The 25,838-nt window shown below is 65.8% G+C and carries 22 protein-coding genes and 1 pseudogene; 13 read left to right on the forward strand and 10 right to left on the reverse strand.

All coding sequences use genetic code 11. The features are described 5' to 3' along the window. Position 1: 1 nt before the first annotated feature. The 3 genes from VN634_09700 to VN634_09710 form a co-directional block, all read right to left on the reverse strand. A complete protein-coding gene (locus VN634_09700; GenBank protein ID HXC51145.1) occupies positions 2–1,231 on the reverse strand; it encodes a tetratricopeptide repeat protein in 1,230 nt (409 codons plus the stop codon). After that, positions 1,212–2,420, reverse strand: a complete 1,209-nt coding sequence (locus VN634_09705) for a DUF4331 family protein (GenBank protein ID HXC51146.1) — start codon at positions 2,418–2,420, stop codon at positions 1,212–1,214. Before VN634_09705 ends, VN634_09700 begins: the two co-directional genes overlap by 20 nt. A 309-nt stretch (positions 2,421–2,729) precedes the next feature. Then, the gene (locus tag VN634_09710; protein HXC51147.1) at positions 2,730–5,015 is read right to left on the reverse strand and encodes a molybdopterin-dependent oxidoreductase; all 2,286 of its coding nucleotides are present in this window, start codon (positions 5,013–5,015) and stop codon (positions 2,730–2,732) included. Between the two features lie 245 nt (positions 5,016–5,260). Here VN634_09710 and VN634_09715 point away from each other — a divergent pair, with 245 nt between their 5' ends. Beyond that, a complete protein-coding gene (locus tag VN634_09715; protein ID HXC51148.1) occupies positions 5,261–6,052 on the forward strand; it encodes a hypothetical protein in 792 nt (263 codons plus the stop codon). A gap of 6 nt (positions 6,053–6,058) precedes the next feature. Here the strand turns inward: VN634_09715 and VN634_09720 are convergent, their stop codons facing one another. Continuing rightward, a complete protein-coding gene (locus tag VN634_09720; protein HXC51149.1) occupies positions 6,059–7,609 on the reverse strand; it encodes a wax ester/triacylglycerol synthase family O-acyltransferase in 1,551 nt (516 codons plus the stop codon). Positions 7,610–7,714: 105 nt separating this feature from the next. Here VN634_09720 and VN634_09725 point away from each other — a divergent pair, with 105 nt between their 5' ends. Then, positions 7,715–8,113, forward strand: coding sequence for a PPOX class F420-dependent oxidoreductase (locus tag VN634_09725; GenBank protein ID HXC51150.1), 399 nt, complete (start codon positions 7,715–7,717; stop codon positions 8,111–8,113). Between the two features lie 18 nt (positions 8,114–8,131). Here VN634_09725 and VN634_09730 read toward each other — a convergent pair whose 3' ends face one another. The 4 genes from VN634_09730 to trxB form a co-directional block, all read right to left on the reverse strand. Next, on the reverse strand, positions 8,132–9,055 hold the full coding sequence (locus tag VN634_09730; protein ID HXC51151.1) for a sulfotransferase domain-containing protein: 924 nt from the start codon (positions 9,053–9,055) through the stop codon (positions 8,132–8,134). Positions 9,056–9,178: 123 nt separating this feature from the next. Next, complete coding sequence (locus VN634_09735; protein HXC51152.1) at positions 9,179–9,976, reverse strand: DUF374 domain-containing protein; 798 nt, start codon at positions 9,974–9,976, stop codon at positions 9,179–9,181. A 10-nt stretch (positions 9,977–9,986) separates the two neighbouring features. Then, on the reverse strand, positions 9,987–11,234 hold the full coding sequence (locus tag VN634_09740; protein ID HXC51153.1) for a hypothetical protein: 1,248 nt from the start codon (positions 11,232–11,234) through the stop codon (positions 9,987–9,989). 56 nt (positions 11,235–11,290) lie between these two features. Beyond that, positions 11,291–12,238: a thioredoxin-disulfide reductase gene (trxB, locus tag VN634_09745; protein HXC51154.1), complete on the reverse strand. Its 948-nt coding sequence runs from the start codon at positions 12,236–12,238 to the stop codon at positions 11,291–11,293. Between the two features lie 110 nt (positions 12,239–12,348). Here trxB and moaC point away from each other — a divergent pair, with 110 nt between their 5' ends. From moaC to VN634_09765, 4 genes are all read left to right on the forward strand, one after another. Next, positions 12,349–12,840, forward strand: a complete 492-nt coding sequence (moaC, locus tag VN634_09750; GenBank protein HXC51155.1) for a cyclic pyranopterin monophosphate synthase MoaC — start codon at positions 12,349–12,351, stop codon at positions 12,838–12,840. A 251-nt stretch (positions 12,841–13,091) separates the two neighbouring features. Further along, entirely contained in the window at positions 13,092–13,757 is a 666-nt protein-coding gene (locus tag VN634_09755; GenBank protein HXC51156.1) for a hypothetical protein, read from the forward strand. Between the two features lie 213 nt (positions 13,758–13,970). Further along, a complete protein-coding gene (radC, locus tag VN634_09760; GenBank protein HXC51157.1) occupies positions 13,971–14,696 on the forward strand; it encodes a DNA repair protein RadC in 726 nt (241 codons plus the stop codon). A 138-nt stretch (positions 14,697–14,834) separates the two neighbouring features. Continuing rightward, positions 14,835–16,721, forward strand: coding sequence for a hypothetical protein (locus VN634_09765; protein HXC51158.1), 1,887 nt, complete (start codon positions 14,835–14,837; stop codon positions 16,719–16,721). A 71-nt stretch (positions 16,722–16,792) separates the two neighbouring features. On the opposite strand, the gene VN634_09770 is transcribed toward VN634_09765, so the two are convergent. Together VN634_09770 and VN634_09775 are read right to left on the reverse strand one after the other, a co-directional pair. Next, positions 16,793–17,026, reverse strand: a complete 234-nt coding sequence (locus VN634_09770; GenBank protein ID HXC51159.1) for a DUF1272 domain-containing protein — start codon at positions 17,024–17,026, stop codon at positions 16,793–16,795. 265 nt (positions 17,027–17,291) lie between these two features. Continuing rightward, entirely contained in the window at positions 17,292–17,744 is a 453-nt protein-coding gene (locus VN634_09775) for a single-stranded DNA-binding protein (protein ID HXC51160.1), read from the reverse strand. Between the two features lie 183 nt (positions 17,745–17,927). Here VN634_09775 and VN634_09780 point away from each other — a divergent pair, with 183 nt between their 5' ends. From VN634_09780 to VN634_09810, 7 genes and pseudogenes are all read left to right on the forward strand, one after another. After that, positions 17,928–18,704 (forward strand): lysophospholipid acyltransferase family protein, encoded by a 777-nt coding sequence (locus VN634_09780; GenBank protein ID HXC51161.1) that lies wholly within the window; start codon positions 17,928–17,930, stop codon positions 18,702–18,704. 9 nt (positions 18,705–18,713) lie between these two features. Continuing rightward, the gene (locus VN634_09785; GenBank protein HXC51162.1) at positions 18,714–20,378 is read left to right on the forward strand and encodes a ribonuclease J; all 1,665 of its coding nucleotides are present in this window, start codon (positions 18,714–18,716) and stop codon (positions 20,376–20,378) included. 125 nt (positions 20,379–20,503) lie between these two features. Continuing rightward, the gene (locus VN634_09790; protein HXC51163.1) at positions 20,504–21,331 is read left to right on the forward strand and encodes an undecaprenyl-diphosphate phosphatase; all 828 of its coding nucleotides are present in this window, start codon (positions 20,504–20,506) and stop codon (positions 21,329–21,331) included. A gap of 94 nt (positions 21,332–21,425) precedes the next feature. Continuing rightward, positions 21,426–23,825, forward strand: coding sequence for a DNA translocase FtsK (locus VN634_09795; protein HXC51164.1), 2,400 nt, complete (start codon positions 21,426–21,428; stop codon positions 23,823–23,825). A gap of 251 nt (positions 23,826–24,076) precedes the next feature. Next, positions 24,077–24,283 (forward strand): annotated as a pseudogene (locus VN634_09800) (hypothetical protein). Positions 24,284–24,541: 258 nt separating this feature from the next. Then, positions 24,542–25,234 (forward strand): outer membrane lipoprotein carrier protein LolA, encoded by a 693-nt coding sequence (locus tag VN634_09805; protein HXC51165.1) that lies wholly within the window; start codon positions 24,542–24,544, stop codon positions 25,232–25,234. 52 nt (positions 25,235–25,286) lie between these two features. After that, positions 25,287–25,772 (forward strand): YajQ family cyclic di-GMP-binding protein, encoded by a 486-nt coding sequence (locus VN634_09810; protein ID HXC51166.1) that lies wholly within the window; start codon positions 25,287–25,289, stop codon positions 25,770–25,772. Positions 25,773–25,838: the final 66 nt, after the last annotated feature.

The following is a 25,838-nucleotide window of genomic DNA, read 5'->3' on the forward strand; positions in this document are numbered from 1 at the left end:
CCTAACGGTGAACGTGAAAACGGTTATACGCCGGATTCACGACCAGAACCTGCTGCAGCAGGGACCGGCCCTTTTCCGCATCGCCGGTGCGAAGCGAGATCATCGCCGCGTGGTACAGCAGATGGGCGTCCCTGGTGCCGAGCGCGGTTGCCTTCGCAGAGGCATCCCTGGCGCCGGCGAAATCGCCGGACTTGTACAGCGCCCACGCAAGCGCGTCCCACGCGTAGATGCTGTGACGGACCTGCAGGTCTTTACGCGCCCAGCGAAGCGCTTCGGCGGGGTCTTCCTCGCTGTCGCAATAAAACTCCGCGAGGTGGTGGAGATAATGATTGTTGCCGGCCGCGACGGAGTCGAGGTACGCGGCCCTGGCCCGGTCGTACCACGGCTTTGCCTGCTCGGGCTGTCCGCGAAAACTGTACAGGTCTCCGAGGGCCTGCAGAGTTTCGGCGCGGCCGGAGCGCTCGAACAATCCGCTGTAGGCCGCGACCGCTTCGTCGTAGCGTCCCTGCGCGGCGCGAAGCTCGGCCAGATGATCGAGCTGCGCGAAGCTTTGCGGTGCTTTCGAGTATTCGCGCTCGGCGCCGTCCAGGTCGCCGGCACGAAACAGCAGCTCACCGCGACGCACGTGATACCAGCCGTCCTGATCGCCGGCCTGTGCGAGCAGTCGGCCAGCGTCCTCGGTATGGCCGTGCAACTCGGCAAGCCTCGCGCGGCGCGCGAGTACGGGCGCGGACGCCGCGTCGGTGCCGAGCTGATCGTAGATCCTTGCCGCGTTCTCGTAGTTGCCGAGCTCGAGCTCGGCGTCTCCGCAGAGTGCGAGCGCGCCGGTGTTGTTCGGATCGATCCGGTACGCACGCTCCGCGGACGACAGCGCACCGGCGAAGTCATGCGATTCGAAATCCACCAGTGCGAGAGCGGACAATCCGCCGGGATTGCGCTCGGCGGGTACGGCCGCGAGCGACGCGCGGGCTTCGACTGCGGCCAGCTCGAGGTACGCAAACTCGCCGCTGTCGCGCAGAAGCTTGACGTAACTCGACGCGAGCCGGTTGTGGGCAACGTAGTCGAGAGGATCCTCGACCGCGCGAGCCTTGAGGAAGGCCACCGTCGGGCTGGTTGCGACGCCAGGCCGTGCTGTCGGCACGGCCTGGCCCTCGCGAACGAGCCCGGATCCCGCCAGCGCCAGGGCCGCTGTTACGGCGAGCACGGTGATCTCAGTTGCGCGTCCGATCATCGACGGTTCCGGGAGCGAACGGCTGCTGCGCGGCGGCAAAGAACGGGAACGTGTCGCGGAACGCCACGTCGTTGGCGTCCACATGATCGCCCGTCGTGAGCTGCTCGTTGGTCACGAGGAACAGAACGGTGTCGATCACGTCGTCGGCCGGCCGCCGGCCGTTCGGAAATCCCGCTCCGCTGTTGGTGCCGCCCTGAAGCCCGATGTTCGGCAGGCTCGTGTCGAGGCGCAGCATGTCGCCATGGGCGACCGCCACGTTGGCGAGGATTCCGATGTGCGCCTGATCGGTGCCGAGCGCGGTAAGCGTCGCGACGATGTCGCCGGCGAACCTGCCGGCCGCATCCTGCTGCGTCGTCGCGCGGTTGTATTCGTTCTTCCTCGGGAACGGGATGAGAACCGTGTTGATGGCCGGTACGCCCATGCGGTCGATGGGCACGAAACGGCCCTCGGCGAGGGGATCGTCCGTACGCGAGTAATGCACCTCGGTGTTGCGCAGCGTCGTTGCGCTGACACCGATCACATCACCCGCCGGACCCTTGAGCATATTTGCCGGCACGCTCAGTGCGATCATCTGGATGTTGTAGCCGGCAAACGTGTTGCGGCCGCGATTGAGCGCGGAAGCATCCGGCGTACCGGCGAGGACCGATCCGGCGAACCGCTGGAACGCCGGTATGTCGAAGAAAAACGGATCGTCGGTGATTCCGGCAAAGAAGGAGACGCCGGCCTTCGTCGTGACGACTGGCGCCGGCGCGTCCGCGGCCGTCGCCGACCCGACCGTCGTCGGAGCCTCGAACAACTCCTTGGCCCTGCCGGCCTTCGGGTTGAGGACGATGTGGGCCATCTGCGGCTGCGAGCGCGATGTCTGCTCGTCGAAGCGTACGTTGATCAGAACATCGGGCGCGGCGTCTCCGGTGTTTTCAATGTTGAAACGGTACTGCACATTCGGGTCGAAGCCGCCCGCGTTCCCGTTCTCTCCCGGGACGATGAAGCCATGAACGTCGAAAGCCAGGATGACCTTGGCGTTGTCGTTCGGGTCGACGAATGCGTAGACGTCGGCGATGTCGGCGCCCTGATCGGACTCGACGAGCGGGGCCTCGAGATGATCGGCGGCCGTCGCCTGTCCGGAAAATAACGACGCTGCAGCGAGCACGGCAGCCGCTCGCAGAAGAAGCTGAGGCGTGGGGTTCATGAGTTTTCTCCTTTCGGTCTCGGTGGGCTTTCCAGCAGGTACGTTTCAGCGCGGGAACCGGATTTGTCTCCGGTACGAAATTCCGCAGGTGCCGCCGGACCTGCGGGGCTGGCAAGCCGGGTACGGGCTTGGCAGGGATGTGTCCAGCGCGCTGAATCACGATGAGAAACGCATCTCACCGGTCTCACCGATGCAGCCGTTCAACGGACGGCCGCAATCCACGTGAAAGGCCGGGACGCGTTCGGGGACGTATGGACCAACGGCCAGGAATTGCGCAGGGAAGCCGGCCTGCGCAACTGTGCGTCGGAGCTAAGCGGCCGCTTCCTGCGGCAGCGGCGACAGCCGCACCGAAACACCGTTCAGGATCGACTGGCCGACGATCCCTTCGACCTCGGAGTCGTCGGTCCAGTCGTTGACGGATACTCCCGCGTGCGCGCCGGCGACGCGCTGCCACCTGGCCGACGCCGCATGACCGTAGCCGTGCGGCAGGCTGACGACGCCGGGACGCATCTCGTCGGTGATCTTGATGCGCACCGGGCCGCTGTGGACGCGGCTCGTCAGCAAGACGTCGCTGTTGTCTTCGATGCCGGCGCTCCGCGCGTCGTCCGGGTGCACGAACAGCACGCAGCGGCCGCGGCCCGAGACCAGAGACGGCACGTTGTGCATCCACGAGTTGTTGGTCCGCAGCTCGCGCCGTCCGACGAGCAGAAGCTCATCCTGCTGATGCGGCGTCTGGAGCTTTTCGATGAGCTCGTCCATCGCAGCGAGAAACGGAGCCGCGCCGACGTGGATCTTCCCGTCCTTGTGGAAGATGCGATGCGCGACGCCTTCTTCGAGCGCGCCGAGATCGAGACCGTGCGTCGCGGCCCGGAGCTTCTTCAGCGACAGCCCGCTCGACCACGGGTTGAACCGGTCGCCGCGCGGTCCCATGCGCAGCACGAGATCGACGGAGCTGTCGGGCGTCCATTTCCAGCCGGCGTGCCGGCCGATGCGGTACAGCGAATCGAGAGCCTTCAGTCCGAACGGCCCGCCGCCGAGGCGCAGCGCGAGCTCGTGCAGGATCTCCCAGTCGGCAAGCTCACCGGGCTGCTTGCTGACGACCGGCGGTGACCAGCGCGCGATGTTGCGGATCGAAATCATCGGCACCACCGCATCGATGTGGTCCTCGGCGAGCGACCATGCGGGAGGCAGAATCACGTCCGCGTGCCGCGTCGTCTCGTTCAGATAGATGTCGATCGATACCATGAAGTCGAGTTTTTCGAGCGCGGCCGTTACGCGCCGACCGTTCGGAAGCGACAGGGCCGGATTGCCGGCGTACGTGATCAGCGCGCGGATCTGGCCGTCGCCCGGTGCTTCGATTTCTTCGGCAAGGCACGCGGCGGGCAGATCGCCGACGGTTTCGGGAAGCTTGCGGATGCGGCTGTGCCAGCGCGCGTGGCCGTCCATTTTGCCGACGTGCGCGAGCAGTGCGGCGTCGAGCGCGGGCGTCGTGAACATTGCGCCGCCGGCGGCACCAAGGCGGCCGGCGACGATGTCGAGAAGATCGCCGGCGAACGTCGCGAGCGTTCCGAAACGGTTGTTGCACACGCCGATGCGCGTGTAGGCGACCGGCCGCAAAGCCTGGGTGAATTCCTGCGCGAGCCGTTCGAGGACGGCCACCTCCACGCCGGCGTGGCGCGCGGCCGCGGATACGTCGAGCCGCTCGAGTCGCGCCGCGACGGCATCCCAGCCGTCGAGCATTGCCCGCACCGCGGCTGGAACGCCGCTCCGATCGACGACGAGCTTGACGAACGCCAGAAGGAACGACGCGTCGCCGCCGGGACGGATCTGCACGAGCTCGTCGGCCTCCTTCGCGGTCTCGCTGCGGCGCGGATCGACGACGACGACTTTGCCTCCGCGCTCGCGGATCGCGCGAATGCGGTTTTTCACGTCCGCTCCGGCCATCGCGCTTCCCTGCGAGATCAGCGGATTCGCGCCGATGCACAGGAAGTAGTCCGAGCGATCGACGTCCGGCACCGGAATGACGAGCGAGCTCCCGTAAAGATAGTGCGAAGCGGCAAAGCGCGGGCTCGTATCCTGCGACCCGGCGCTGAACGAGTTGCGTGAGCCGAGCGCCTTCTGGAATCCGTTGCGCATCAAGAGCGCGCCATGATTGTGCGTGACGGGATTTCCGAAGTAGCTCGCGATCGAGTCGTTGCCGTGCTCGCGGCGGATCGCGAGCAGCCGCTCGCCGACGAGATCGAACGCTTCGTCCCACGTGATTGGCTCGAACTCGCCGTCGGCGCGCCGTCGCATCGGGGTGCGAAGGCGATCGGGGTCGTGGTGAACCGCAGCCATCGCGATGCCCTTCGGGCAGATGTAGCCCTTCGAGTGCACGTCGTCGTGGTCGGGGCGGACCGAGACGATGCGCTCGGCGCCCGGCTGGCCGGCGACTTCGAAGACCAGGCCGCATGCCGCCTCGCAGAGCGAACAGCTCCGGAAGACGGTCCGGGTGGCGGATTCGCTGCCGACCCGTCCGTCGGCGTGGTCCTCCAGCTGGTTGTGCTGCTGACTGTACTGGTCGGCCTCGAGCTCGGGAGGCAGTCGGTGAAGCATCGCTGGTGGCTCCTTGGCGCGTGGGACTTGCGCGAGCCTCACTGGTACTGCGCAGCGCCGGGCCGAACAAGGGCCGCTTGAGGGCCGTCGGCGGGGGCCATTGGCCAGTCGTGCGGCACGGCGACGTCCGAATCGATCGTTGCGAAGGTGGCGCGCCCCGATTTACCGGCCGCCGCGGCGTAGTGGCGCCACTTCGCGAGAAACAGTCTGGCTGGACTGCGTGCGCCACGCCACAAAGGAAGACGATGCCTGCCACACCAATACGCGCGTCGATCGTTCTGGTTGCACTAGTCCTCGTCGGCTTTCCGGCGACAGGCAGCGGCCTTGCGGGAGGTCTGCCCGCGTCGTACGGGGTCGAGCGCGCAGCCGGCGACGGAAACTGCACGATCACGTTCCGGATGACGACGGACGCCACCGTCGGAAACCTCGGATGGGAAACCGATTACACGAACGCGCCGGGCGGATTCGCCGGAGAAGGCGACGGCGTCGATTGCACCGCTCTGGTCCCGGTCCTGCTCGGCAAATTCGATGACGATGCCGGCACGCTCACGCTCGGCTGGATCGCACCGCTCGGAGTCAGCGGCACCACCGACATCGTCGAGTGCACGTTCGTCCCGACGGGGATTCCCAAAAAAGAAGACTTCAGCGTCACCGTGACCGAAGCCGGTGATCCGGAGACGAACGACATCGTGCCGCCGCCGGTGGTCGAGGTGCACACGATTTCGTGCGCGCCGGTGTGCGGCAACGACAGTGTCGACGGCGGGGAAGAGTGCGACGACGGCGACACCGACTTCCAGCCCGGCGACTTCTGCTCGGCGGATTGCAGCCTGATCCCGTGCGGCTCGCCGGGCGGCGCCGATGCGGACGCGCCGAAGGCCAGCGATGCGCTGTTCATCCTGCACGCGTCGGTCGGCACCGGTCAGTGCGACGTGCGCGTCTGCGACGTCAACGCCAGCGGGTCGGTCACCGCGAGCGATGCGCTGCTCGTGCTCGAGGCGGCGGTCGGAATCGACGTCGCTTTCGATTGTCCGCTGTAAGCGGTCTCAGTGACGCGTATCCGTCGACGGCGCTGCGACGGGAGCCGGTGTCGGGGGCTTCTTGGCCCGCGCAGCGGTGCGCGTCTTTTCGCTGTGCGCTGCGTCCTCGGTGGCGACTTCCGGCGCGGCGGCCTCGCGTTTGGCAATCACCGCCGCCGCCGCGTCGCGAAGCTCGCCGAACGACGTATCGACGTCGAGCACGAAGTCGTGGAGGTCGGGAACCAGGTCCCAGTCGCACGTGAAGCCCCAGCACAGATTGCCCGCATAGCTGAACAGCACGATGCCGAGGCACAGGCCGTCCATCAGCGGCAGGAACCCGAAGTTGTCGTGCATGCGTGCGCCGAGCATGTAGAGCGGAACCTGCGGCCCGGGCACGTTGGTCACGATCAGGTTGAACGGAATCGCACGCGTCGCCATTCGCGAGGCGAGCGACAGCACCGTGCTCGGCGTCCATTCGCCGACCTGCGTCAGCATCTCGGCGCCGGCGGCCTGCTTGGCTTCCTTCAGGTGGGCGGTCGTCTGGCGGATGGCTTCGAGGCGTTTGGTGGCATCGGGCTCGCCGAGCGGCATCGGCACGATCCACGCGGAAACGCGGTTGCCGAGCGCGCCGCGCTCGTCCTGCGAACGCACGCTGACCGGCGCCATCACGCGGAAGTCGAGGAACTCGCAGTTGACGTTGCGGCGCGTGAGGAAGCGACGGACTGCGCCGGCAACGGTCGCCAGCACGATGTCGTTGACGGTGCCGCCGAGCGCGTCCTTGACGGCCTTGATGTCGCTCAGCTTCATCTTCATCGAATCGAAGCGGCGGTGCGGGCCGACCGGCTGGTTGAGCGGCGTCTCGGAAACACCGAAGCCGGTCGTCACCATCTCGCGCAGCGCGCGGAAGCGGGAACGCAGGTCGGAGACCGGATCCTGCATCTGCGTCACGAGGCTGGTCACGTTCTTGCCGATGTCGAACGGGAGGCGCGCAACGGTTCCGGCCGTCTCCAGCAGAAGATCGAGCTCGGTCGGAGCCGGCCGCGGAATGTATTTCTCGGCGGCCGCGAACGTCTCGAGCGGCTTCGGCGTGAGCAGCACGTTCAGCAGGTCCACGCTCGAGACGCCGTCGACCATGCAGTGGTGGATCTTGCTGATCATCGCCACGCGACGGCCGTCGTCGAGACCTTCGACGATCCAGATCTCCCACAGCGGCTTCGTGCGATCGAGGTGCTGCGCCATGATGCGCGCGGCAAGCCGCTTGAGCTGGCGCTCGTCGCCCGGCCTCGGAAGCGCGGTGTGGCGCACGTGGTAGTGGATGTTGAAGTGCTCGTAGTCGACCCAGATCGGAGCGCTGTGGAACCAGCTGTGCTGCAGGCGCTGGCGATAGCGCGGGATCAGGTGCATCCGCGATTCGATGTAGGCGCGGATCCGGTCGATGTCGATGCCGCCGTCTTCCTTCGTGAGCGGCTCGGCGTCGTAGGTTGCCGTGCCCGCGATGTGCATCGGCGTGTTTTCCTTCTCGAGGATCAGGAACGAGTTGTCGAGGAAGGTCAGGTGATCGTAGGCGAATTTCTGCATGCTTCTCTCCAGTAGTGGCCGTTGCACAGGCCATCAGAATGGCCGTGGCAAGACATCTGCGCTATGCGTCCGCGGGCCTGCCTACTCGACCACTGGAGACCAGCAATGCCTGTGCAAATTCCCGCATCCCATCGTGACCTGCTCAGCAAGAAGGCGCTCGCGCATCTGGCCACCGTAACGGCCAGCGGCGCTCCGCAAGTTACTCCCGTATGGTTTGATTTCGACGGAACATTCATCCGGGTCAATTCGGCGCGCGGCCGGGCCAAGGACCGCCACATGCGGCGCGATGCGCGCGTGGCGCTTTCGATCGTCGATCCCGACAATGCGTACCGCTATCTCGAAGTGGGCGGCAAGGTCGTCGAGATTTCCGAGACAGGCGCCGACCATCACATCGACTCGCTCGCGAAAACCTACATGGGGGTCGATCGTTATCCGTTCCACCGGCCGACCGAGACGCGGGTCATCTACAAAATCGAGCCGTTGCGCTGTTTCCGGATGGGCTGAGCCGGCGCCGGCTTCCGCTCATCGACCAAGCCGGCCGTGATGCGCCCACGAGGCGAGAGCCGCATCGGCGAGGGAGCGGACGCGAGCTTCGTAGCGCGCCTGGTCTTCGGCGGTCGTCAGTAGCGAGCGCCACTGTCCACTGGTCCCGCGGTTAAAGAATTTCGAGTTGTCCTGCCAGATCGACTCGGTCACTCCCGGAGCGGTCCTGTCGGCGGCGCGCTTCATCTGCTCGAACGTCGCGGCGTCGACGAGCGACGGCCACAGCGCTTCGGGCACCGTGATGCCGAGACGCGCGGCCAGGCGGCGCATCTCGCCCTCGAGATCGTCCTTGAGCGCGTCGTAGTGCAGCAGGATCACGTTCGGCAGGTCGCGCACTTTCCAGAACGTCTGCAGGTGGTTGATCGTCGCAAGCAGCGTGCTCGGGCTTTCCTGCGGCGGCGTCTCGTCGCTCACCCACGCCCAGAAGCGTTCCTGTTCGGTTTCCGGCTGCGGCGGAGGACCGTTCTCGATCATGTCTGCGATGTCGGCGTTTCCCACTGCGCGATCGCGCGCGCCCAGCAGCGCGCCGAAGTCCGCATTCGCGATGTGGTTGTCCCACGAGAGCGCAACGTCGCGCGGGTCGCGCGCGACGCAGATGTACGTGACGCGATCGTCGAACGGTATCCCGTCGAGCGGCGTATGGGTCTTGATGAAGCGGCGATGCGTCTGACGTTCGAGATCCGCGATCACGTCCGCGTGCGGGCGCGTCAGCATGTCGATCCACGGCGAGAGCGTCGTCAGCGGCGCGCTGAGCTCCGGCGTCTGGAAGATCAGCAGGGCGCAGATCCGCTGCGTCCATGTCGTGCCCGCTTTCGGCGGCGTACTGATGACGATGTCGCCCTGTCGGAATCGAAATCCGTCCCAGCGGCTGCTGTCGAAGATGAAGGTCTTGTACCGGATCATGAGGTGCTCCAGCGGTTGCTCGGAGCCGCCGCTATCGCGTTCGCCGGCACGAAACAATTGCGGCTGAAATCGGGGACAGACACCGATTTCCCGAAATCGGTGTCTGTCCCCGATTATTCGAAATCAGTGTCTGTCCCCGATTATTCCCTCGCGTGAGTGCAGTGCGAGAGCGGGCGACGGAGCCTTTCCCTGCTCGGCGAATACCTCGCGGTGCAGCCGGTGCAGCGCGACTTCGCTTTCGCGTCGCACGTGTTCGAGCGCCGCTGCGTCGGCATCGGCCGGAATTTCGAACGGACCTTCCATGCGCGCCCATACGCGGCCGAACGGGAGCGGAATCATCGTGCGGTCCCAGGTATCGAGCAGCAGCGACGGCGCAGCGTGGATCTTGATGCACCAGACCGACGCGCCGGTTTCGAGCGCGACCAGTGCGAATCCGGGTTTGCACGCGCCGGCCGGTCCGATCGATCCGTCGGGCGTGATCGCGATCAGGAAGCCTTCGTGTGCGCGATCCTTGCCATAGCGGATCATCGAGCGCAGCGCGCCGAGCGTGCGGCGGCGGCTCTCGCGGCCGCTGGTTCCGCCGCGCACGTTCGAATGTCCGAGCGAGCGCATCACCGCATCGATGATGTCGCCGGCGTCGCCCGTGCTCGCCAGGCCGCACACGCCGAGACCGCGAAGGAACCACGGCGCGACGAAGACGTCCTGGTGCAGCATCAGCAGCACGATGCCTTCGCCGCGGCGGCGCCTCCCGTCGAGCTCGCGCGCGGCCGATTCGTCGACCTGGGACGTAGCCGCGACCAGTCGCATCCACGCGCGGTAGACGACCGGTGCGATGCGCATCACCACCCGGACGCCGGTCTTCTTCAGTCGCCGCGAAGCGGACAGCGACGCCTCCGGCTCGTTCTGCGAAGGCGCGCTCAACGACGGACGCTCAGTACCCTTTCTCGCGCAGCCATTCGACGATCTGTGCGATCGCGCGGTCGCGCCCCCACTCGTCCGTGCCGGCGAGCGGGAATCCGTAATGATCGCCGTCCACTTCGACCAGGCGCTTGTCGGCGGACGCCAGGCTGTCGAAGATCAGCCGCGCATCGTCGCGGAAGACGCCGTTGTCGCCCGTGTATCCGACAATGATCGCCGGGACCGCCACGCCGGCGCCGCGCGCAGGAATCGATGCGTGCGACGAAAGGCCCGACCACGTCGACAGCCACGCTTCGGGCGTGACGACCCGCGCGAAGCCGAACGGGCCGTAGTTGAACAGGTCGGGCCGGTGCGTCCACAGCGAGCCGTAGTCGCGGCGCGACGGATCCAGCGACAGGTCGACGTAGCGAGGGTCGGCTTCGGTCCGGTAGATGCGCAGGAACTCGACGGCGATGGCTTCGCGCCACGGCGTCTGTTCGGTCGGATGCTCCATCGCGCGACGCCGGGCATCGCGCCTGCGCCGCACCAGCGCGCGCGCATGCCGGTCGATGCGTTCGACGCGATCGTGCTGGGCGCGGCGGTAGCGCGAAAGAAATTCCTGGCTGTAGCTCGTCGCTTCCGGTGCCGGCACGAATCCGTTGGACGGATCGTACATGTCGATGGCCGCGTCGCACGCGACCGGATCGGTCTCGTCGACGACGGAAGGATCGTTGGCTTCGAGCAGGAACAGACCTTCGCCGGGATGCGCGGCAAGATAGACCACGGCATCGACCGGCGGCATCGTAAGGCGGTCGAGAGCCGTCGGATCACCGGCCGGAGTCTGCAGGATTCGCGCCGAAGGCGCGGCGTGCGCCTGCGAGATGTAGAACGTGTAGAGCGAGCCGCCGCCGCTGTTGCCGATCGGGATCACGTTCTCGAAGCCGAGGTCGCGCATGCGCTGCATGCCGGCAGCCACATCGAACAGAACCGTCTCGTGAATCAGCATCGAGTCGTTGCCGACCCAGCGGCTGTTCTGCGCGAACACCGCGTAGCCGGCCCGGAGCAGGCCGGGCACGACGTAGTGCCGGTGAAAATCCGCACGCGGGTGCATGACGGTGAGCACCGTCTTCGGCCGCTGCCCGGGAGGCATCCACAGCACGCCATGGCTGTTGGCGCGGTCTTCGCTTCGAAGCCCGAGCACCTCGCTCGACGAGCCGATCGGCAGCTCGTGATGAAACTCGGTCGTAAGGTAAGGGTTCTCGTAACGTCCGATGCGCGGCATAGGCCGCGCAACTTAGCAGGACGCTGGGATCAGGAAAGACGACGGGCGATTCCGGCCTACCCGTGCTGCGCCTCGAGCCAGCGTTCCGCATCGATCGCCGACATGCATCCGCTTCCCGCCGCCGTGACGGCCTGGCGGTACGTCGAGTCCTGCACGTCGCCGCACGCGAACACGCCCTCGACGTTCGTGTACGTGCTCCCGGGGCGCGTGACGATGTAGCCCTTGTCGTCGAGCTTCAGCTTGCCCTGGAAGATCTTCGTGTTCGGCACGTGGCCGATTGCCATGAACACGCCGTCGCACGCCATTTCGGACGTGGCGTCCGTCTTCGTGTTGCGCAGGCGGACGCCGGTGACGCCGCCGCCCGGCTTTCCGAGGATCTCGTCGATGGTGTGGTCGAGCAGGAACTCGATCTTGGGATTCTTGCGCGCACGATCGAGCATGATCTTGGACGCTCGGAATTCCTCGCGCCGGTGAATGATCGTCACCGAGCTCGCGAACTTGGTCAGGAAGTTGGCCTCTTCCATGGCGGAGTCGCCGCCGCCGACGACGAGCACCTTCTTGTCGCGAAAGAAGAAGCCATCGCACGTCGCGCAGGCCGAGACACCGTGCCCCATCAGCGCAGTTTCCGACGGCAGACCAAGCAGGCGGGCAGTGGCGCCGGTGGAGACGATCAGCGAATCGCACGTGAACGTCTGCTCCGCGCTTCGCAGCGTGAACGGCCGCTTCGACAGGTCGACGCTTTCGATGTCGCCGACGGCAAACTCGGTACCGAATCGGGCCGCCTGCTCGCGGAACTGCACCATCATGTCGGGGCCGAGAATGCCCTCGGGATAGCCCGGATAGTTCTCGACCTCGGTCGTGATGGTAAGCTGCCCGCCGGGCTGGCTGCCCTCGACGACCAGCGGCTTCAGGTTGGCGCGCGCAGCGTAGAGCGCGGCCGTCAGGCCGGCGGGGCCCGAGCCGAGGATGAGGACTTTGTGGTGAGAGTTGTTGTTCGCGGTCATGGCTCGTCGTCTCGGCGTGGGCTTCGGTTTAGGTTCGGGGTGCTGTTACGGTTCGGCCTGTCACGGACCGGCCGCCATGAACGCGTCGATATAAGAAGGACCCTGCAGGCATGCAACCCAAATCCGAGCTGACCCATCTCGACGAACAAGGCCGCGCCCGCATGGTCGACGTCGGCGCAAAAAACATCACCGAGCGGCGCGCGGTCGCACGCGCCAGGCTGCGTACCGACCAGGATACGCTCACGCGCATTCTCGAAGGCAACATCCCGAAAGGCGACGTGCTCGCCGTTGCCCGCATCGCTGGCATCATGGCGGCCAAGCAGACGCCGAACCTGATTCCGCTCTGCCATCCGCTTCCGCTTTCGGCGGTGGAGATTTCGTTCCGCGCCGGAAGCGAGCCCGGCGTGCTCGAGATCGAAGCGACGGTGGCCGTTACCGCGCGCACCGGCGCCGAGATGGAGGCGATGACAGCCGCATCCGTTGCCGGGCTTACCGTGTACGACATGTGCAAAGCCATCGACAAGTCGATGATGCTCACCGACGTGCGGCTGGTCGCGAAGAGCGGAGGCAACAGCGGCGAGTATCGCCGCGCTGGAGAATGACCGGCGAGTATCGCCGCGTCGCACAATGGCCGGCGAATATCACCGCGCGGCGCATCATCGGCGAGAAGGCGTGGCGGCTACCGGCGGAAGCTCGGCCACAGATGGCCCGCATCGTGTGCATCGAGCCCGATTTTTCGTTCGCTCACTGCGTCATAACGCAAACTTTCCGACGAACAGTCTTGAGCCGCGCCGTGTTTGCGGGGAAAATCCCGCGACGGCCGGGGCTTTTTCTCCGGGCGACGAGGAGGCCCATGAGATCATTGATCTCCACCGTGTTTTTCCTGGCGGTTTTCGTGATGACGGCCGACGTCGCTTCGGCAGGGGGGAAGCCGCCGGGGGCGATGTGCCACGTCGGCAAGAGCTGCTCGACGAAGGTGTGCGTGCGACTCCACCCCGAGGACAAATTCGGAGTCTGCTGCCAGCCGAAGAATTGTCCGGAACTGAGCGCGCAGTGCGGCACCATCGACGACGGTTGCGGCACGCCCATCGAGTGCGGCGGCTGCGACCCGGGCTCGTTCTGTGACGGAAGCAACCAGTGTGTTTCGGGTTCGACGACGACTACTACATCGACGACGACAACGTCCACGACGAGCACGTCGACGACAACGAGCAGCACGACGTCGACGACTGCGCCGCCGCCAAGCTCGACCACGACTTCGACCACATCGACGACGACCTCCACGATCATCGACAGCTGCGACGATCACTTCTGCGGCTCGTCGGCGCTGTGCAACACGATCGAGGGATGTTACGTGTACCAGACGCCGGAGAATTCCTGCGGCGTCTGCGTTCACGAAATCAGCTGCGCCGGACCTCCCAATTGCGATTCCAGCTCGGACTGCGCGCCGGGCCAGAAGTGCATCATCAACACATGCTGCCCGAACGGATATTGCTCGAGCCCCTGCACACCGAACTAGCGGCCGCATACGAGACAGGTCCATCTACCTGAAGCGGTAGACGGACCTGTCCGTGCCCTCGCATCCAGCACGGCCGTGGCCTCCACGAACGGCGGCGAATCACGCGGCGTGAGTGCCTCATCAGGACGGACAAGTGATTCTCGCCGCGACTTCCTCGCTTTCATTACATCGCTAGCGATGACGTGACCGTTAGGCAGCGGCTACGTTCGCCGCATGAAACGTCCGACTCCCCTGCCGTCAAGCGGCATCCTGCCCGCTGATGCCGATTCGCCTGCAACGTGGCCCGAAACCGAGCGGCCGCGGGAACGACTTCTGGCTCTCGGACCCGGCGTGCTGAGCGATGGCGAAGCGCTCGCCGTAATCTTCGGCACCGGCCACGCGGGCGCGGGAAGTGCGCTCGCAATCGCGCGCGCACTGCTGCGGACGTTCGGCGATCTTCGAGGGGTGCTCAGTGCATCGATCAGCGAGCTGGCCGCGCAGCCCGGAGTCGGACGCGCCCGTGCCGCGCGGATCGTCGCGATCGGCGAAGTCGCGCGCCGTGTCGAGTCCGACCGTCTCGACGCCGGAAGCTTTCTGTCGTCGGCGACGGCCGTACACGCGCATTTCGGCCCGCTGCTTGCCGACGAGAAGCGCGAGAGCTTCTACATCGTGCTTCTCAACGGCAAGAACCGCGTGCTGTCGAAGATCCGCATCTCGCAGGGCTCGCTGTGCGCATCGATCGTGCATCCACGCGAAGCGTTCCGGTTCGCGGTCCGCGAGGCCGCTGCTGCTGTGATCTTCGTCCACAACCATCCTAGCGGCGACCCGACTCCGAGCGAGGAAGACCGCCGCATCACCGAACGCCTGCGGCGCGCCGGCGAGTTGATGGGAATTCCGGTGCTCGACCATGTGGTGGTCGGGCGGGGCGGCTACTGGTCGTTTGCGGACAACGGCTGGTAGGATCGGCTCGCCACAAGACTCGTCGCCGACGTCTTTCTTCAGCATTGTCAGCGCCCCCGCTCCCGCTCGCGCGACGCCTTGTCCGGGACCTGCGCGGCGTGCAACAATCCGCAGCCGTTCGTTTCCCTGGAGGGATTCATGCGAAGTCCAGCGATGCGCCTGTTCGCCGGTTTGTCGATGCTCGCGTTGCCCGTGCAAGGTGTTGCGGAATTCGTTCCGCCCGGCATCGACGTGACGGTGGACGTACCGGGCGAGGACGTTTCCTATCGACCTCCGCAGATACAGTGGATGTCGGACGGCACGCTCTGGATTCTGTACGAGCGCTCCTCCGCGGACGCCGGGCCTGGCGTGGATGCTGGAGCGTACCTCCTGCACGTCGCCCAGGACGGCAGCTCGCTCGGCCCACCGGTGCGTGTGAGCTCCGTCGACGGAGTTCTTTCGCAGGCACCGCGATTTGCGAAAGGGCCGGCGGACACAATCGTTGTCGTCTTCCAGACCTTCACGCCGGCCGCAGAGACCGGAACTCCGGGACCGATGAAAGACGGCGATAGTTTCGGTATCTTCGCGCGGCCGTTTGCTGCGGACGGAACCGCACTCGCGCAGCCCTTCCAGGTCAATGCCGCTTCTGCAGGCGATCAGTATGACGGTGACGTTGCATATCTCGGCAGTGGTACCTGGATCGCGCTCTGGACCGACGGGATTTATCCGAACACGACGCTCCGCGTTCGCCAGTTCGACCTGCTCGGTACGTCGATGGGCGCCGACGTGCCGATCGAAACGACGGCATTGCGCGGTTCGAGCCTCGCCTCTGGCGGGAGCGGCACGTACGCCGTTGGCTGGTCCGATCTGACCGGGGAGTTGAACAAAGTCCGGATGCTCGACTCGGACAACCAGACGATCGTAAGCAGGGTTCTCGGAGTATCGACCCACAACTTCTCCACCGTCGTCGAGCCGGTCATGGCTTCTGACGGCACGCTCGTCGTGCGGCACGCCAACGCATACATCGGATGGCAGCCGAAAGCTGAAGTAATCGCAGCCGACGGCTCGACGATCGCATCGGACGTCGCGGTGGGCGTCCAGCCGATCGCAATCGCGCCCGGAGGTCTATGGGTGTCATCGACCGACGACGACGCTCACTACGCGATCTATCAGACGGAATCGCTGCAGCAGCACGAGACCGGCGGCACGCCGATCGGCAACGCGTATGCCGGGCGCAGCGACCTCTCGCCGATGATGGCGTGGGACTCGGCGGTCGCGATGAATGCGTACGGAAGCGTCGCGGCGCTCTACACCGCCACGCGCAACCGCAACCACTTTTACGACATCGGCGCGCTTCCGGTCGAGGACACGGTCCGGCACTATCTGCGGCTTTTCTGCGATTCGGCCGACCCGCAATGCGACCCTTGCACTGCCGGAGACTCGACCGATGTCGACGGTGACGGCCTTGCGGATGCGTGCGATCCCTGCGTCACGCCCGCGGGAGCACCTGCGATATCATTCGCGTCCGCTGCGGTTCGCAATGCCGAAAGGGCGAACCTGTTCCCGCAGCGTGGCAATCAGGTGCGCGTGCGCGCGGTCGCCGCGCTCACGCCCGGAACATTCGCATCGCTTCCACTGGTCGATCGCGGCCTCCGCATACGTATCGACAGCGCCGATGGCGGCTCGCTCGTCGATGCGCAGCTTCCGGGAGGAACATGGGCGGGCACGGGGACCCGCGGATGGACCGTCAAGCCCGGCGTCTATCTCTACCGCGATAGCACGCCGGAGCCGGTGCTCGGCTTCCGCAAGGTCATCGTGCAGGATTCTTCGGCGCGTGCGCCGGGCCTCGTGACGGTCCGGGCCACCGCCGCGGGCAGCCAGTACGGAGTGCGGGCGGGGTACTTGCCGATGGTCTTGTCGATCACGTTCGGCGAGCACGCCGACGGCAATGCCGGGTTGTGTGCCGAATTCCCGTTCGACGCCGCCGAATGCGAAGCCGAGATGACGGCGGCTCAGTCGGGACGTCTTCGCTGTCTCACGCAGTGAGAACGCCATTCATCTATCGAAGCAGGCGCGTCGTCTTCACAGGCATTCCGGCGAAGAAAAATTAAGTCTCATCAGCGACCGAACAGCTTGCCGACTTTGCGACGCATCTGCTCGGCGGCAACGTCGGCGACCTTGCGGACGCGCGCGGGCCGCTTGACGAGCTCGCCGGAACAGTTCGGGCAGACATTGCTCATGGCCTGCGTGCACGACTCGCAAAACGTACACTCGAACGAACAGATGTAAGCGAGATCGGTTTGCTCGAGCGAGCGCTCGCACTTCTCGCAGGCGGTTTTCATCTTCAGCATGGCTGCCCTCACTTCGCGCCGGCCGCCGAAGGACGGCTGCGGCGAATCAGGCTGCAATTCTTTCGGGGCTGCGGTCGGGGGGATAGTGCCAATTGCCGCTTACCGGCAGGGGCCAAAGACGTAGAAAGGTGAACGCTGACGTGCCGCGCGCCGGTCGTAGAACGGCAACGAGTTGCTCGGAATGCGTACGGGCACATCCTCTCTGCCGGACATCAAGAACCCGGACGATTCCGTAACACCGGCGATCGGATCGGTGCGCTCCAGTCTAGAACGGAATGTCGTCGTCCATGGGCGGCGCTCCGCCGCCCATGTCACCGAAGTCGGTTTCGCGGCTGCCCCCGCCGCCACTGCTGCTGCGACTGCCGCCGCCGCCTTTCTCCGCTCCGCCACCTCCGCCAATGAACTGCACGCGGTCGGCAACGATCTCCGTCGAGTAGCGATCGTGTCCTTCCTTGTCCTGCCACTTGCGGGTCTGAAGGCGTCCTTCCACGTAGACGGAGCGGCCTTTGGAGAGATACTGCTTGCAGTTCTCGGCCGTGCGGCCCCAGACGACGATCGTGTGCCACTCGGTGCGTTCCTGGCGCTGCCCGCTCTGGTCGTTCCATGTGTCGGTTGTCGCCACGCGCAGCGTAGTGACCGCTTTCCCACTGGTCGTGTTGCGCAGTTCGGGGTCCTGTCCGAGATTGCCAAGGATAATAACCTTGTTTACTGATGCCATGATGTCCTCTCGTTGCGAGCACGGCCTGCGCATTCGAGCCAGCCTACGCGCCTGTTTCCGGGGGAATTTTGCGGCGAGGCTAGAGCCGGCCCCGGGCGGAGTCAATGACGTGGAGTGCATGACTCTCGTGCGAAGCGTGCGAAAATCACGAGCAGAAACAACCATTGCGCGAGTGGCAACGCGTTGAAGCTCCTCGCCGCCTACGTCCGCCTCATCGCCTTCTTCATTTACAGCGCCGTGATGCTCACGGCGATCATGGTCTATGTCGTGCTGCGGCCGGGAACCGACGATTACTGGATTGCCGCAAGACCGTGGATACGCGGCGTTCTCAAGATCTTCGGCGTCACGCTCGAAGCGAGCGGACTCGAGAATCTGGCGCCCGGCCGCAACTATGTCGTGATGGCCAACCATCGCAGCCAGCTCGATCCGGTTGCGATGGGAGTAGCAGTGCTGCCGCGTCAGACGCGCTGGGTTGCCAAGAAAGAGCTGCGACGCGTGCCGATTCTCGGCAAGGCGCTCGATCTTACCGGTCAGATCTTCATCGATCGCGGCGACACGTCGTCGGCTGTCCAGGAGCTGAACCGTCACGCCGGCGATCGCGACGCGCTCATCTGTTTCTTTCCCGAAGGACACCGTTCGTCGACGAGGCAGATGCTGCCGTTCAAGAAAGGGGCGGCGGCCTTCGCGATCTCGTCGAAGATGTGGGTGCTGCCGATGGCGGTTTCCGGATCCGAGCGCTGCATCCCGAACCATTCGGTGATTTCCACGCCGGGAACGATTCGCGTCCGGCTCGGAAAACCGATCGATACCAGCGCCATGACGGGCGACGATCGCGTCGAGCTCACCGAGCGCGTGCGCAAGGAAATCCAGGCGATGCTGCTCGACCTCGAAGGTCCGCCGCCGGCGCGAGAGGCGGCGATCGAGAGTGCCAAGCTTCCGCCCGAGGCTGCGACGGCATAGAAGGGCCGGGTGCCCTCCAAACCACCTCTTCGCATCGTTCCGCTCGGCGGGCTCGGCGAGTTCGGCCTGAACTGCATGGTGATCGAACGCGGCGATAGTGCGATCGCCGTCGATTGCGGCGTGATGTTCCCCGATGCGCAGCTCATGGGGATCGACCTCGTGATCCCCGACGTTACGTACCTGCGCGAGCTCGGCGACCGATTCCATGGCTTCGTGCTGACGCACGGTCACGAAGACCATCTCGGCGCGCTTCCGTACGTATGGGGCGAGTTCGACGTGCCCGTCTTCGCGACTCGTTTCACCGAGGGGCTGCTGCGCGAGCGCCTCGGCGACCACGAAGCGCTGCGCCACAAGACGATCGAGCCGTTCGCGGACGGCGACCTGTTCAAGGTCGGCGATTTCGACATCGAGGCAATTCCGGTCACCCACAGCATCGTCGATGCCGTTGCGCTCGCGATCCGCTCGCACGGCGAAACAGTGATCCACAGCGGCGATTTCAAGATCGACGAGACGCCGATCGACGGCCGCACGTTCGCGACCGAACGCTTTCGGGCGCTCGGCGACGAAGGGGTGAAGCTCCTGCTGTCGGACTCGACCAACGTCGAGAACGAAGGAAAGAGCGGATCCGAGCGGCTCGTGCGCGGCATGATGGAGCCGATGTTCGCCGCGACCCGCGGGCGCGTGTTCGTCGCGACGTTTGCGTCGCACATCCATCGCGTCGCGGCGGTTCTGTCGCTGGCGCAGCAGTTCGGTCGCAAGGTCGTGATTCTCGGGCGGCGCATGGAATCCAATACGTCGCTCGCGAACCAGATCGGGCATCTCGGGATTCCGGGCGATCTGCTCGTCGATCCTCGCGAAGCGACGCGGCTGAAGCCGGGCGAAGTGTGTTACCTGCTGACCGGGTCGCAGGGCGAGCCGCGTTCGGCGCTGTCGCGCATCGCGTTCGAGAACATGAAAGGCGTGGTACCGGGCGTCGGCGATGCGGTGATCTTTTCGTCGAAGGTCATTCCCGGCAACGAGCGGCCGATCGGTGCCGTCATCGACCAGCTCTACCGGCTCGGCTGCGAAGTGTACTATCCGCGTTTCGCGCGCGCGCACGTCTCCGGACACGCGTGCAAGGAAGAGCTGCGGACGATGCTCGAGCTCGTGCGCCCGGAGTATTTCGTCCCCGTCCACGGCGAGTTCCGCAATCTCGTGCACCATGCGCGTCTCGCCGTCGAAACCGGCGTCGCCGAGCACAAGTGCATCCGCATGACCGACGGCGACGTTCTCGAAATCTCCGAGGATGGCGGACGGCGCGCAGGTACGGTGACGGCCGGGCGCGTGCTGATCGACGGCGGTGTGATCGGCATTGACGACGAAAGCGTCATGCGCGACCGCCGCAACATCTCGCGCGACGGAATGGTGCTGGCCGTGCTCGCGGTCGCCCAGCAGAGCGGGATGATCCTGTCGGGTCCGGAGTTCCTGATGCGAGGCGTCGTCACCGGCGACGGCAACGAGCCCGACGACGAGCCGCTTCGCCGCGCGGTCGTCGATGCCATCGCGGCGATGCCGAAGGCGGCCGTTCGCGATATCGACGAGCTGACCGAGGAAGTGCGCCTCGCGGTGCGCCGGTTCTTCCGTCGCACGCTCGGTTCGCGCCCGGTCGTCGTGCCGTACGTCGTCGAGCTCTGACGAGCCCGTTCGCAACTGCGACGACAAGTACGGCGAGCGTTCACGCACACGTGGGCATCGAATCGCTCCCTTGATTCTCCCTCTATGGCATAACCGCCAGTGCCGGCCCGCGCCTGGCAGACGCCGTGGATCTGATCCTCCTTCTCAAAGCCGCCGTGCTCGGCATCGTCGAGGGACTGACGGAGTTCCTGCCGATCTCGAGCACCGGGCATCTGATCCTTGCCGGCAGCCTGCTCGGCTGGACCGGCGACAAGGCCAAGGCGTTCGAGATCATCATCCAGGCGGGTGCGATCCTTGCCGTGTGCTGGGAGCTCCGCGATCGCCTGCTGCGCGTCGCGACCGGGATTGCAGGCGATCGGTCGGCACAGCGCTTCGCGGTCAACCTCGCCGTTGCGTTCCTGCCGGCGGCGGTGCTCGGGCTCGCGTTCGGCAGCCGCATCAAGGCGACGCTGTTCGCACCGGTGCCGGTCGCGCTCGCGTTCATCGCGGGCGGACTGGTGATCCTGTGGGTCGAGCGCGGCGGCGGCCCGGGCGATGCCCGGATCGGCTCCATGGACGAGATGACGGTCGTCGACGCGCTCAAGGTCGGCATCGCGCAGGCGTTCGCGCTGATCCCGGGAACTTCGCGCTCGGGCGCGACGATCATCGGCGGCATGCTGTTCGGCCTGTCGCGTCCGGCCGCGACCGAGTTCTCGTTCTTCCTGGCGATCCCGACCCTGTTCGTCGCGACCCTCTATTCCGTGGTCAAGGAGCGGGCGCTTTTCGACGCGTCGGATGTCCCGATTTTCGCCGTCGGGCTGGTCACCTCGTTCGCCAGTGCATTTTTGTGCGTTCGCTGGCTGCTCCGGTACGTCGCGACGCACGATTTTCGCGCGTTCGCATGGTATCGGATTGCCTTCGGGTTGCTCGTCCTGGCCACCGCCCACTTCCAGTGGGTCGTCTGGGCAGACTAAAGAGGCAGAATCGCACCGGGCCGGGCGAATTCTGCGGAAGCTTTCGCTATATTGACCGGCGGTCGGCGGCGACGCTGGCGTGGGAGTGTGTTGGGTGGGTTCGGTCGCTAGATCCGGTGCAAGCAGCAAAGACCCTTCGAGGCTGATCCAGGAGGTCGAAGCCATCGTCGCCTCCGGCGTCGGCGCGTTCCTCGTCGTCTGCCTCCTGTCGTACGTTCCCGAATCTCCGGCTGTCAATCACGGCGGCTTTGTCGGCTTCACGATCGCCGATGTCCTGACGCAGGGCTTCGGTTACGGCGCATTCGTATTCCCGTTCGCGCTGATCTCGGCCGGCGCATCGCTGTTTCTCAGCCGCACGATGCGGCTTACGCCGGTCCGCTGGGTCGGTGCGATCTTCCTGCTGTTCCTCGTCGCCGTGACGCTCGGAGTCTACCGCCCGCACGTCGCTCCCGAAGTCGCGGGAGGATGGGTCGGCGGCTTCCTTGCCACGTTGATGCTCGAAGGCCTCGGCGAGGGCGGCTCGGTCGTGCTGCTGATCTGCCTGTTCCTGCTCGATTTCATGATGCTGACCGGCCACGCGCTGTCCGAGCTGCTGCACCGGCTCGCGCGCGCGATCGACGAGGCCTACGAAGCGGCGCGCGCGGCGATCACCGAGCGGATGCGCTCGCTTGCCGCGGGTCTGCGCAAGGCCGTGCCGAGCGCACGCGCGCTCAACCCGTTCGCGAGGCTCTCGATGCCGGCCTTCCTGCAGCGCAGGAGCGAGGCGGCCGCGAACGAGCCGCGCATCATGCGGCCGGCCAGGGATCGCCACGACGACGAAGAAGACGACGAAGCGCCCGCTCCGGCGCGCCGCTCGTCGCCGATCATCGAGGTGCTGCGACCGAAGGCGCGCGACAAGTCCGCGCGCCGCGGTGGGGAACAGGCCGAATTCTCGTTCCACACCGGCGGCAATTTCCGCCTTCCGGCCGGCAACCTGCTCGGCAAGCACGACGACCGCAGCAACCACATCGACGAGAAGGCGCTCAAGGACAGCTCGGCGATCCTCGAGCAGAAGCTCGCGACGTTCGGCGTCGGCGGCCGTGTGACCGCGGTACGCCCCGGACCCGTGATCACGACGTACGAGTTCGAGCCCGAAGCGGGCGTCAAGGTGAGCCGCGTCGTCAACCTGTGCGACGACCTCACGATGGCGCTGCGCGCGCACGGCGTGCGCATCGTGGCGCCGATCCCCGGCAAGAACTGCGTCGGCATCGAAGTCTCCAACCGCAACCGCGCCGTGGTCGGGCTTCGCGACCTCATCGACGCCGGTGATTTCCGCGATCATCGCTCGCCGCTCGCGCTCGCGCTCGGGCGCGACACGACCGGGCTCGCGGTCTACGCCGACCTTGCGAAGATGCCGCATCTGCTGATGGCCGGCGCAACCGGCACCGGAAAATCGGTCGCGCTCAACACGTACATCGTCTCGATCCTGTACAAGGCGACGCCGAACGACGTGCGCTTCATCATGATCGATCCGAAGATGCTCGAGCTGTCGCTTTACGAGGGCATTCCCCACCTGCTGGTTCCGGTCGTCACCGACGTCAAGAAAGCTTCGGCCGCGCTCGCCAACGTGATGCGCGAGATGGATCGCCGCTTCGAGCTGATGAAGGACAAGAAGGTCCGCAGCCTCGACGACTACAATCGCCGCATCGCCGAGGAGACCGCCGCCGCCGAAGCCGAGGCTGCGAAGAACAAGACCAAGGCCAAGGCGAAGGCCGAACCCGTCGAAGAGGAGCTCGAAGAAGGCGAGGAGGGCGAGGAGGCCGAAGCCGCGGAGGCCATCGTCGAAGCCCCCGGCCTTCGCCACGAGCATCTGCCGCGCATCGTCGTGATCATCGACGAGCTCGCCGACCTGATGATGACGGTCGGTCGTGAGGTCGAGTCGGCGGTCACGCGCCTTGCACAGAAGGCGCGCGCCGCAGGCATCCACCTGATCGTTGCGACGCAGCGGCCGTCTGTGGACGTCATCACGGGCCTGATCAAGGCCAACTTCCCGTCGCGAATCTCGTTCCAGGTGACGTCGCGGCCGGATTCGCGGACCATTCTCGATACCGTCGGCGCCGATCGCCTGCTCGGAAACGGCGATGCGCTCTACATGGCTCCCGGCACCTCGCACCTGCAGCGGCTGCACGGCGGGCTCATCAGCGACGGCGAAATCAAGGAAATCGTCGATTTCCTTCGCACGCAGGGCGAGCCCGAATACCGCATGGACATCCTCGAAGGCGGCGGCGGCGACTCCGACGAGGACGGTGAGGGCGTCGACGAATACGACGAGCTTTATGACCGTGCGGTTGCGCTCGTGACGCAGCACGGACAGGGTTCGACGTCGTGGGTCCAGCGCAAGCTCGGAATCGGCTACAACCGCGCAGCTCGCATGATCGAGATGATGGAGCGCGAAGGGGTGGTCGGACCGGCGGATGGTGCAAAACCCCGCAAAGTGCTCGTAGCGGCACTCTGATCGTGAATCACAGCTCGAAGACAGAGGCCGGGTGCCGTGCGCATCCGACGATCCTTCGCGCGACGTTTGTCGCGGCGATGCTGTTTTCCACGATTGCCCGCGCCCAGGCTCCGACCGGTCCGGTCGCTCCGGCTCCGGCCGCAGCTCCTGCCGTGACGACGATCGAGTCGAAAACGACCGAGACGAAAACCACCGTCCAGAAAAAGAAGCCCGCGACAAAAAAACCGGCAGTCGCTGCCGGAGAGCTCAACGCCGCACCGGCCGCGCCTGCGATCATTCCGGCCGACAAGCCCGTGACGACGGGGGCCAGCGCGCCCGCCACGCCGACGACGGCAGCACCCGCACCCGCCGCGAAAACATCGACGCCGCCCGCAGCCGCACCCGCCGCGAAAACAGCGACGCCGCCCGCAGCCGCACCCGCCGCGAAAACAACGACGCCGCCCGCGGCCGCACCCGCCGCGAAAACAACGACGCCGCCCGCAGCCGCACCGGCTGCAAAAACGGCGACGCCTGCGGCAGCTCCCGGCGCGAAGCCCGCAGAAGCCGCGACGAAACCCTCCGCACCGTCCACCGCGGCACCGGCGTCCGGGACGAACCCTGCGACGGCCCCTGCCAATGCCGCAGCGCCCGCAACCAAACCGTCATCGAAACGCGCAAAGACTTCCGCGGCAGCAAAAGCGGCAGCGGCAGCAACTGCTCCTGCTTCACCGCAACCGGTGGCGCCGCCTTCTGCGGCACCCGCCACTGCCAATCCGTCGCCGGCCGCCGTTCCCGAAGCAATCAAGCCCGCAACCGGTGCCGAGAGCGCCACGCCGGCGCAGACAACCGAAGCCGAAGCCGTGTGGCGCGCGTACGAGAAGCGCTGGTCGGAGACGGACGATTACTCGGCGGGATTCCGCCAGACGATCGAAGTCCCCGACGTCGGAACCAAAGTCGAAAGCGCGGGACGTTTCTATTTTGCGAAACCCGGCCTCGTGCGCTGGGAGTACACCGAGGGTCCGCCGCAGACCGTCGTCGGCGACGGTGCGTGGCTCTGGCTTTACCAACCCGATCTCGAACAGGTCTACAAGATTGCCTACGCGAAGGCGTTCGGTCGCGGCGGGCTCGTCGAGCTTCTCGCAGGTCGCCAGGGTGTGTCGGAGCGATACCGTGCCTCGCTCGAGCGTCCGGACGCCGGCACAGTTCGTATCCTGCTGAAATCGCTCAACGATGACGGCGGCAATCTCGAGGTGACGCTATCGGCGGACACATTCGACCTGCGCGCTGTAACGGTTCACGACGCCGCCGGCTCGGTCACGCGCATGACGTTCGCCGAGCCGCTGCGCAATCGCGGAATCGACCGCTCGCGCTTTACCTTTACCCCGCCGCCGGCCGTCGATATCATCTCCGACAACGAAGCCGCGTTCTGATCTTCACCGATCGTTATTTCCAGATTCTCTGCGCGGCTGCGCTCCAACTTCGATGCCGACGTTCGACGTAGTTTCCAAGGTCAATTGGCATGAGGTCGACAACGCGCTCGGCCAGGCCGTCAAGGAAGTGTCGCAGCGCTACGACTTCAAGGGCAGCGACACGAAGATCGAGCTCGTGGACAAGGCGCTTCAGCTCGAGTCGACGGACGACTTCAAGATCAAGGCCGCCGTCGAAGTGCTCGAAGGCAAGCTCGCCAAGCGCGGCGTGTCGCTGCAGTGCCTCGACAAGGGAAAGATCGAACCGGCGTCCGGCAACCGTGCGCGCCAGAAGATCGCCATCAAGGCCGGCATCGAAACCGAGACGGCCAAGAAGATCGTCAAGGACATCAAGGCGACCAAGATGAAAGTGCAGGTCGCGATCCAGGCCGACAGTCTTCGCGTATCGGGAAAGCAGCGCGACGATCTGCAGGAGGCCATCGCGTTCCTGAAGAAAGGCGATTACGGGCTTCCGCTGCAGTTCGAAAACTTCCGCGACTGACGCGTAAGCAGTCCGCGTCCGCCATCGGCGTCGGCATCGCCGACGCCATCGCCGGCGATACTTCGG

Source organism: Candidatus Limnocylindrales bacterium (assembly GCA_035571835.1).
Taxonomy (GTDB): Bacteria; Desulfobacterota; Binatia; order UBA1149; family CAITLU01; genus DATNBU01.

What these genes read in the sequence shown, in the direction of transcription:
- radC (HXC51157.1), top strand. Translation starts at nt 13,971, where the DNA reads ATGAAACGTCCGACTCCCCTGCCGTCAAGCGGCATCCTGCCCGCTGAT.
- VN634_09705 (HXC51146.1), bottom strand. Translation starts at nt 2,420, where the DNA reads ATGAACCCCACGCCTCAGCTTCTTCTGCGAGCGGCTGCCGTGCTCGCT.
- VN634_09710 (HXC51147.1), bottom strand. Translation starts at nt 5,015, where the DNA reads ATGCTTCACCGACTGCCTCCCGAGCTCGAGGCCGACCAGTACAGTCAG.
- VN634_09810 (HXC51166.1), top strand. Translation starts at nt 25,287, where the DNA reads ATGCCGACGTTCGACGTAGTTTCCAAGGTCAATTGGCATGAGGTCGAC.
- VN634_09720 (HXC51149.1), bottom strand. Translation starts at nt 7,609, where the DNA reads ATGCAGAAATTCGCCTACGATCACCTGACCTTCCTCGACAACTCGTTC.
- VN634_09775 (HXC51160.1), bottom strand. Translation starts at nt 17,744, where the DNA reads ATGGCATCAGTAAACAAGGTTATTATCCTTGGCAATCTCGGACAGGAC.
- VN634_09765 (HXC51158.1), top strand. Translation starts at nt 14,835, where the DNA reads ATGCGAAGTCCAGCGATGCGCCTGTTCGCCGGTTTGTCGATGCTCGCG.
- VN634_09700 (HXC51145.1), bottom strand. Translation starts at nt 1,231, where the DNA reads ATGATCGGACGCGCAACTGAGATCACCGTGCTCGCCGTAACAGCGGCC.
- moaC (HXC51155.1), top strand. Translation starts at nt 12,349, where the DNA reads ATGCAACCCAAATCCGAGCTGACCCATCTCGACGAACAAGGCCGCGCC.
- VN634_09725 (HXC51150.1), top strand. Translation starts at nt 7,715, where the DNA reads ATGCCTGTGCAAATTCCCGCATCCCATCGTGACCTGCTCAGCAAGAAG.
- VN634_09730 (HXC51151.1), bottom strand. Translation starts at nt 9,055, where the DNA reads ATGATCCGGTACAAGACCTTCATCTTCGACAGCAGCCGCTGGGACGGA.
- VN634_09740 (HXC51153.1), bottom strand. Translation starts at nt 11,234, where the DNA reads ATGCCGCGCATCGGACGTTACGAGAACCCTTACCTTACGACCGAGTTT.
- VN634_09755 (HXC51156.1), top strand. Translation starts at nt 13,092, where the DNA reads ATGAGATCATTGATCTCCACCGTGTTTTTCCTGGCGGTTTTCGTGATG.
- trxB (HXC51154.1), bottom strand. Translation starts at nt 12,238, where the DNA reads ATGACCGCGAACAACAACTCTCACCACAAAGTCCTCATCCTCGGCTCG.
- VN634_09770 (HXC51159.1), bottom strand. Translation starts at nt 17,026, where the DNA reads ATGCTGAAGATGAAAACCGCCTGCGAGAAGTGCGAGCGCTCGCTCGAG.
- VN634_09715 (HXC51148.1), top strand. Translation starts at nt 5,261, where the DNA reads ATGCCTGCCACACCAATACGCGCGTCGATCGTTCTGGTTGCACTAGTC.